Source organism: Microcoleus sp. AT3-A2 (genome assembly GCF_036705685.1).
In the GTDB taxonomy this organism is placed as follows: domain Bacteria; phylum Cyanobacteriota; class Cyanobacteriia; order Cyanobacteriales; family Microcoleaceae; genus Microcoleus.
In genome coordinates this window covers 1-7,136 of record NZ_JAUBVF010000111.1, presented here as the reverse complement: position 1 = coordinate 7,136, position 7,136 = coordinate 1, and the positions used below count along the sequence as shown (strand labels likewise).

The 7,136-nt window shown below is 44.6% G+C and carries 8 protein-coding genes; 1 reads left to right on the top strand and 7 read right to left on the bottom strand.

Features of this window, described 5'->3' with window-relative positions; genetic code table 11:
- Nucleotides 1-116 precede the first annotated feature (116 nt).
- On the top strand, nucleotides 117-1,025 hold the full coding sequence (locus QUB37_RS28905; RefSeq protein ID WP_333168612.1) for an alpha/beta hydrolase: 909 nt from the start codon (nucleotides 117-119) through the stop codon (nucleotides 1,023-1,025).
- Between the two features lie 92 nt (nucleotides 1,026-1,117).
- Here QUB37_RS28905 and QUB37_RS28900 read toward each other — a convergent pair whose 3' ends face one another.
- The 7 genes from QUB37_RS28900 to QUB37_RS28870 all read right to left on the bottom strand — a co-directional run bounded on the left by QUB37_RS28900 (nucleotide 1,118) and on the right by QUB37_RS28870 (nucleotide 6,748).
- Nucleotides 1,118-1,561: a DUF4079 domain-containing protein gene (locus tag QUB37_RS28900; protein WP_333168611.1), complete on the bottom strand. Its 444-nt coding sequence runs from the start codon at nucleotides 1,559-1,561 to the stop codon at nucleotides 1,118-1,120.
- A gap of 201 nt (nucleotides 1,562-1,762) precedes the next feature.
- Nucleotides 1,763-2,557, bottom strand: coding sequence for a WecB/TagA/CpsF family glycosyltransferase (locus tag QUB37_RS28895; protein WP_333168610.1), 795 nt, complete (start codon nucleotides 2,555-2,557; stop codon nucleotides 1,763-1,765).
- A 439-nt stretch (nucleotides 2,558-2,996) separates the two neighbouring features.
- Nucleotides 2,997-4,364, bottom strand: a complete 1,368-nt coding sequence (locus QUB37_RS28890; protein WP_333168608.1) for an O-antigen ligase domain-containing protein — start codon at nucleotides 4,362-4,364, stop codon at nucleotides 2,997-2,999.
- 103 nt (nucleotides 4,365-4,467) lie between these two features.
- Nucleotides 4,468-4,710, bottom strand: a complete 243-nt coding sequence (locus QUB37_RS28885) for a hypothetical protein (RefSeq protein ID WP_333168607.1) — start codon at nucleotides 4,708-4,710, stop codon at nucleotides 4,468-4,470.
- Nucleotides 4,711-4,824: 114 nt separating this feature from the next.
- On the bottom strand, nucleotides 4,825-5,130 hold the full coding sequence (locus QUB37_RS28880; protein ID WP_333168606.1) for a hypothetical protein: 306 nt from the start codon (nucleotides 5,128-5,130) through the stop codon (nucleotides 4,825-4,827).
- Between the two features lie 70 nt (nucleotides 5,131-5,200).
- The gene (locus QUB37_RS28875; RefSeq protein WP_333168605.1) at nucleotides 5,201-5,389 is read right to left on the bottom strand and encodes a hypothetical protein; all 189 of its coding nucleotides are present in this window, start codon (nucleotides 5,387-5,389) and stop codon (nucleotides 5,201-5,203) included.
- 195 nt (nucleotides 5,390-5,584) lie between these two features.
- On the bottom strand, nucleotides 5,585-6,748 hold the full coding sequence (locus QUB37_RS28870) for a glycosyltransferase family 4 protein (RefSeq protein ID WP_333168604.1): 1,164 nt from the start codon (nucleotides 6,746-6,748) through the stop codon (nucleotides 5,585-5,587).
- Nucleotides 6,749-7,136: the final 388 nt, after the last annotated feature.

Genomic DNA, 7,136 nt, shown 5'->3' with positions numbered 1-7,136 from the left:
TTTTAGTAGGCATTGACTTTTTATAAATATCCTCATATTATACTATACAATATGCGTTTTAGATGCTGAACAGCTTAGTGGCATCGCCCCTACCGATTCACAATTTATCAAGAATTATGCCAGCAAGTTTTCTGCCAAAATCGATCGCACAACTCACAGAATCTACCTCAATTGCCTTAGCCCAAAGCATTCAACAAGCAGCAATTACAACTCCCCTATCTTCTGGGCCAATTGCTACAACCTACGTGCGCCAAGGCAGTGGCAATACACCAATTTTGCTAATTCACGGCTTCGACAGTTCCTTGTTTGAATTCCGCCGCCTGTTGCCGCTGCTAGCTGCCGAAAATGAAACTTGGGCGGTTGATTTGTTGGGTTTCGGGTTTACAGAAAGAGCGGCAGGCTTGGCATTCAGCGCGAGGGCAATTGAAAGTCACCTTTACTATTTTTGGAAAACGATAATTTCGCAGCCTGTAATCTTAGTCGGTGCTTCAATGGGAGGTGCAGCAGCAATTGATTTCACTCTCAATTATCCAGAAGCTGTAAAACAATTAGTGTTAATAGATAGCGCAGGTTTTGCCATCAGTTCTAATAAGGGAAAGTTTTTAATTCCTCCTTTAGGGTATCTGGCAACTTCATTTTTACGCAATCCCAAAATTCGCCAGCGAATTAGCGTTAATGCTTATTTCGATAAAAATTTGGCTTCTCAAGACGCTCAAACTTGTGCTGCTTTACACTTGGAAATGCCCAACTGGAATCAAGCTTTAATTGCGTTTACCAAAAGCGGAGGTTACGGTGGTTTTGGGGAAAAATTATCGCAAATTCAGCAGCAGGCGCTGATTTTGTGGGGAAAACAAGACCGGATTTTGGGGACGGCGGATGCGGAAAAGTTTGCAAGGGCGATCGCAAATTCTCAACTAATTTGGATACCCGACTGCGGGCACGTTCCCCACTTAGAAAAGCCACAGATTACCGCGCAACATATTTTAGAATTCATCACAAAAAGCGGACTCACGCAAAAAAATTAAACCTAGGGTGCGCGGCGGCGCACCTTATATATAAGTTATATATATGTTTTCCCTTGGATATTTGGTATAGTTTGAGGTCAAATAGACAGGTTTCAAACTTTCGGCAAATACTTTTGTACGATCGTCCATCCTGTGATCAACACAGTCACAAATCCCCCAAACAAAGCCAAATTAGTGCCGATGTGGAGGGGGCGGGCCCAAGGATGTTTAGGGCCAATTTGCAGCCCGCTTCCAACAGAAACCAACACCAAAGCCACAACAGCTAACCCCGCCGGTAAATGAGCCGAGTGACCCAAATTGCCGTAGTATCCTAGCGTACCGACTACACCAATTCCCAGCAGTAAAATTACCAAAGTTGCCATCCCCGCACCAGTGGCTAAATGAAAGGGACGCAGCCATTTTGGGCGGGGTTGTTTGGTACTGCGAGTAGCAAACATCCACGTTCCAGTAACGGCCAGCAACAGGTAAGCCAACAGGGAAACACCCATTGACCAAGCCGCTATTTTCCACAACCACAAGAAAGAAGGCAGATTCATCGGTTGCATCCCTAATTAGGATTTTTCACAAAAGGTTTCTTTCCGATTTTACCTGGACTTGAAAGCAAAAATGAATTATTTTGAGAGAAAGTGCGATGTGCGATCGGACTATCCACAGATTGCATCAGTCTTACCTTGAAGTCAAACCCACTTTCTCCGATACTCAGCTTAATTTACGCTAGAGATTTGTGGCTCACCTTTTTAGGAGCCACCTTTCCATTCTAGCTGGCTGGTTTTGCTCTCCATGAAAGGCATTTTATAAAACCCTAATTTTTGTTCTAAGATTAACCGGAAAAAAGGCAGACCTTCAATCAAATATCTTTTCCACAACCTTCTCGGTTCACTTAACAGTCTGTACGCCCATTCTATGCCGACTTCGCTCATCCATTTGGGGGCTCTGGCTTTGCAACCAGCTTCAAAATCAATGGTTGCACCTACGGCTAAGAAAATTTTGACGTGTGTTAATTTGCTCCTGTATTTAACCAGCCACTTCTCTTGCTTGGGAGCTCCCACTCCTATCGCTAGAACAGTCGCTCCTGATTTATTGATCGCGTCAATTATTGTTTCACATTCTTCCTCATTTTTTTCAAAGCCAAAAGAAGGAGAAAGTGCTTCAACCACTATTTCTCTACCAATTTTTTGGTTGATTTTTTCCTGGGCTTTCCTAGCAATACCTTCAGCAGCTCCTAGCAAAAATATTTTAATCTTCTCGTTATCTTTGTGATACATATAAAATGCAGGGAACAAATCAGAACCAGAAATTTTTTCTTTGAGAGGAGTACCCAAAAACTTAGAGGCATACATCAATATTTGACTGTCGCAGACTCTATAAGTAGATGTATTGTAAGCTTCATAGAAGTCGCGGTCATACTGCAACTTAATCAAGTGGTCTACATTGGGTGTAAATACGACACCACCTTCGCCGTCGAGTTTTTCAAACAACTCTGTGATTGACAAGTTATCTATCGAGACATTCAATAAATTAACTGTTTTCATTTATGATGTCCTTCCTGCTTTATATTAAACTACAACTCAAACTATTATAACCCACAATTCAGTTTCGTGTTTTAACTACCTGGGTGCTTCCGTGAACATACTTTTCTCAGTATATCCTCCTACACCCTGCCTGTCTAGTGAGGATTTTTAAAGATTATGTAAAGAATCAGCTCGTTTTAGAAAAAGTGTATAAAGCCCATTTTTAAGCCTATAACTCGCAACACAGTTTCAAGAAAAAAGCCATCCAGTGCTAATACTTTAAGCATTGCAAATGAATGTAAAAAATAGTTTATGAAGTTAAAATTTTAACCTAGTGACAAATATCTCGCAACTTCCGAACTGGATTGCATCCAAAAGTGGTAGATTTTTGAGTTTGTGTCTCCAGGGAAGGCAATATAGTCTCAAGCTTGAAGTGAAGCAGCGATCGCATTCCTGAAAATTATCCTGATTTTTGGTGAACCAGCGACTGTCTTCTTGGTGGCGAACTGGTTTTCTTAGCCTTAAGACTTTCTGGAGCTTTTAAGACCAGACCAGATATTCCTCCAGCAATCAGCGCAAAAATCGGGTTAGTCATAGCATTCAAAACACAGTCAAACACGTACATACTTAAGGCTACTCCCAGGGTGGCAGCAGGGGCTACTTTGGGATTAGACCAGGTTCTGGCGGGATACTTGAAGCAAAAGACGATAACAGGAAGTAACAATGAAGAAAATAAACTAACTAAACCGACTGCACCGTTGATCCCAAATGCAATAATCCATAAGCTGTCGGTGACCGAGATATCATCACCCCACTCGTTATACACGCGGTTTCCGCCGGAATCTCCCCAGCCAAAAATAAATCTTTGCCGCGCCTTTTCCCCCAATATCTCTTCATTGTCAAATCTAAACTTCAAAGAGGCGGCTCGTTCTTCGCCAAATATTTGATTAATGAATGCAACCACGTCTTGGCTCGAAAATTGACCCGATGCAGCTATGTACAGATAAAACACTATATATCCAATTATCAAGAGCAAGGGCAAAGAGGTGCGAAAAAACTTGGCAGAGAATAATACGATCAACGCCATTCCAAATAAACTGTAAGCGCCAGTAGAACGGCACAGGAAAAAAGCGATAGTTAATATAATTGCTAAAGTCTTGATGTTACGGCCCCTAAACTTTTTGAGCGTCCCAGTTTGCCACAGCCAAACAGCAATTAAGGCGGCTGTCATCATCCACAGGCCCACCATCAAACCGTGCTGCATAAACACTACTGGTCTCCACCCCCCCAAACGCCTTGCTTGACCCCAGTCCTCAAAGGCATTGACGCCGTAAATCATTTGGTGCAGAATTGGGCCCCTAACTCCTTCAACTAAAGTAAAAGGAATGTAGGCTAACCCACCTGCAAAAATCCCGATCGCCAATTGTCGCAGCCCGTCTAAACTACCCACATACAAGCGTCCTAAAAAATAAGGCAGACCCCAAGTAACGATTTGGTTGATAGTCGGAGAAATCGGGCTGCCACCATTACTAACTTGTGAAATAATTGGACACAAACAGTAAATTACCATTGGCACGTCCAGCCAACCGGGCTTAAAAGAGGTGAGGCGCGCAGTATCGTAGATAAGAGTCCCCAGCAAAATCCCGTAGCAAGCGGCAGAGATTTTGGTATACGGTGGCAATGAGGGGATGGGATAAGAAGCTTGCGGTAAAAAAAGCCACGCTGCTACAAAACTTATAATTACCGCCCGCTGAGCCGGAAACCTCACAAACAGGTAAAAAACGACTGGAATAAAGCCGAACATAGCCAGTGGGATTAATGCAACCATAGGTTTTTTTGCAGTAAAATTGTAGAAAGACAACTCAAATTGCCCGATAAAAATTGTCGCTTAAACGATCGCCCAACCCCAATCTTTTAAATCAACCTCAATTTTACGTCTTGTTCGTTAATTGTGCCTGACGTTCCAAAGCAGTGTAGAGTGCCGCCTCGAAGAGATTAGTTGCATCCTCCCAAGTATAATTTATCACCGTTGCCAAAGCAGTCTCGGACATTGCGCGCCATTCGGCATCAGACAACTGACAAATCTGCTCGATCGCTTTTACCATATCCTCTGGGTCTTCTGGCTTGAAAAGTATGCCACCCCCGCCAGCAATTAGTTCCGGAGCCGCACGCACCGGCAGGAGTGCCGATGACTGGAGTCCCACAAGGCATAGCTTCTAAAATTAGCAAGCCGAAGCCTTCGGATCTGCTGGAAAACAGCCAAGCATCGCATTTGCTGTAAAATTCTTTTAGTTGGTCTTGAGTAGTGCCTTATTATACTCAGTGCCATCAGGCAGCAAAGTGGGAAGAAGACTATCGTGGCCAGAACTAAATGCAACTAAACGAAGGTTAGGAATTTGTTTAGCAGCTATAGACAAAGCTTTCAGGGCAATATCGCAGCCTTTCCAAGGAGTTGTAGTATAGTACATCGCGACTGTAGGAACTAATTGCTTGCCTCGCGGCTGCTTGGCTCGCGACTGGGGGTCGTAAAACTGTTTGGTGTCCACCGTAGGAGGGACGAGAGATACAGACAAATCGCCGTATTCATTATTCATTCCGAGCTATTTCTGCCAGCCACTGGGCCACAGCGATTTTGTGCATCAGCAGTCGCCAAGTTGCCTCTACTCAACCTTTTGGTACGTAGTCAAAAGCCTCATAATGTTGGAGAAAATATACTTTCCTTCCTTTGCTGGGAGAGAGTTTTGCCACCCACTCGGCAGTTTCCCACCAAGTAGCCATGACAATATCGGCATCAGGTACGTCAAGATCAGTAATTGGACGGTTGGTTTCGATAACTCGACTTTCGACATCCACTTTGTCAAAGTGAGACTTTTGTGTCTTGGGAGCGGACTCCCAACCCCTATCCCTCAGCAGCGATCACAATTGTTGGAGCAAAGTCGGTTGCGGCAGGGGCATAGAGAAGAACTCCACCAAACGATATTGAGTTTCTCCCCAGAATCCCGCGCCGAAAACGCCCGTAGCGCCGAATTTCAAATGGCAGCGCGGCACTTAGCATCCAACCAGAATTTTTTCCTCCACTTTTTCCTCCACATAGTAGGGAGAAAAGCAATCTATGTTAACCTCGCGGTTTTTAGATTTGTCTACAGCAACTTCCAATGCCGCTTCAAAATGATCCGTGGCATCTTCCCAAGTATAATTGTTTACCTTGGCATAGGCGGCTTCAGACATGGCTTGCCACTTGGAATTTGGCAACTGACAGATAGACTCTATGGCTTTTGCCATTTCTTGAGGATCTTCTGGTCTTACAAGTATGCCAGTACCGCCGCTCAAAATTTCAGGAGCAGCACCTGCTGGGGTACTGATGACGGGAGTGCGGCACGCCATCGCTTCGATAATTGGCAAGCCGAAGCCTTCTGAGCGGCTCGCCAGCAGCCATGCATCGCATTTGCTGTAATAGTCTTTGATTTTGTCTTGGTCGGGTTGAATTACATACTCGGCATTGGCCGGTAGGGGCAATTCCGAGGATGGGGCATCTACACCGAAGGCAACCAGACGCAAGTTGGGGATCTTTTCGGCTGCTAGGGAAAAAGCTTTGAGGGCGATGTCGGTTCCTTTCCAGTAGATTGTAGAGTACATTAGGCCAACTGTAGGAACCGATTGTTTGTTGCGAGGACAGGCGTAAAATTGTTTGGTGTCCACGCTAGGAGGAGCTAAGGAAACTTGGTCATCGCCATATTTAGTCCGAGCTAGCTCAACTAACCACTCAGAGATCGTAATTTTGTGCATTGGCAGCATCCAAGTTGCTTCTACTCTTCCTTGAGGTAGATAGTCAAAAATTTCGTGGTGCTGGATAAAATAAGCTTTTGCTCCTTTGCTAGGAGAGAGTTTTGCTACCCACTCGGCGGTTTCCCACCAGGTGGCAACTACTACGTCAGCGTCAGGTACATCTTTGTCTTCTACGGGGCGGTAGCGATCGGTAATTTTGTGTTCTACACCTAAGTTATCGAAAAATGAGGGTTCATTTTCAGGTGGGGAAATCCAACCCCCTCCCCGCAGCAGCGACTTGACTTGCTTGCGAATACTCGGCTGGGGAAGGGGTACAGAGATGACGAACACTGAGTGTCCTCGCTTTCTCAAAAGTTCTGCGAAAATAGATATTACTCGTATTCCACCAGTCAGAGACAGAGTAGGAAGAACAAAGGTGATTTTCATTTTTAACTCCCGCTGAAGACTTTAACTCGCTTTCGGCGCTGCTACCAGCGCTGATGTTAGAGCCGAAAAGGAAAGAGGGGCGGGTGAATATTCATTACCGCTTTCCTGGTGTTTACATAGAATCCAACCCATCGAACGACTGTTCGCAACACCCCAATATCTATCTGCCAAAACTTGAATGTCGTTGCATTGATAATAAGGATTGATGTGCTCGCAAAACAGTTCCTGGAGGGATAATTTTCAGGTCAGCTAAAGTTCCTCCTGAAGATAGATACCTCATCAAATAGGAGCTTTGTTCCCCACAAACACCAAGCTAGTACAGCTCGGCGTAAATACACAGACTATTAGGCCGCCAAGACTTTACCCTTATATGTCCACTTAAAAGGCT

Bases quoted from the DNA above. Each gene is read 5' to 3' on its own strand.
- QUB37_RS28895 (WP_333168610.1), bottom strand. From the start codon at position 2,557: ATGAAAACAGTTAATTTATTGAATGTCTCGATAGATAACTTGTCAATC.
- QUB37_RS28890 (WP_333168608.1), bottom strand. From the start codon at position 4,364: ATGGTTGCATTAATCCCACTGGCTATGTTCGGCTTTATTCCAGTCGTT.
- QUB37_RS28880 (WP_333168606.1), bottom strand. From the start codon at position 5,130: ATGAATAATGAATACGGCGATTTGTCTGTATCTCTCGTCCCTCCTACG.
- QUB37_RS28870 (WP_333168604.1), bottom strand. From the start codon at position 6,748: ATGAAAATCACCTTTGTTCTTCCTACTCTGTCTCTGACTGGTGGAATA.
- QUB37_RS28900 (WP_333168611.1), bottom strand. From the start codon at position 1,561: ATGAATCTGCCTTCTTTCTTGTGGTTGTGGAAAATAGCGGCTTGGTCA.
- QUB37_RS28905 (WP_333168612.1), top strand. From the start codon at position 117: ATGCCAGCAAGTTTTCTGCCAAAATCGATCGCACAACTCACAGAATCT.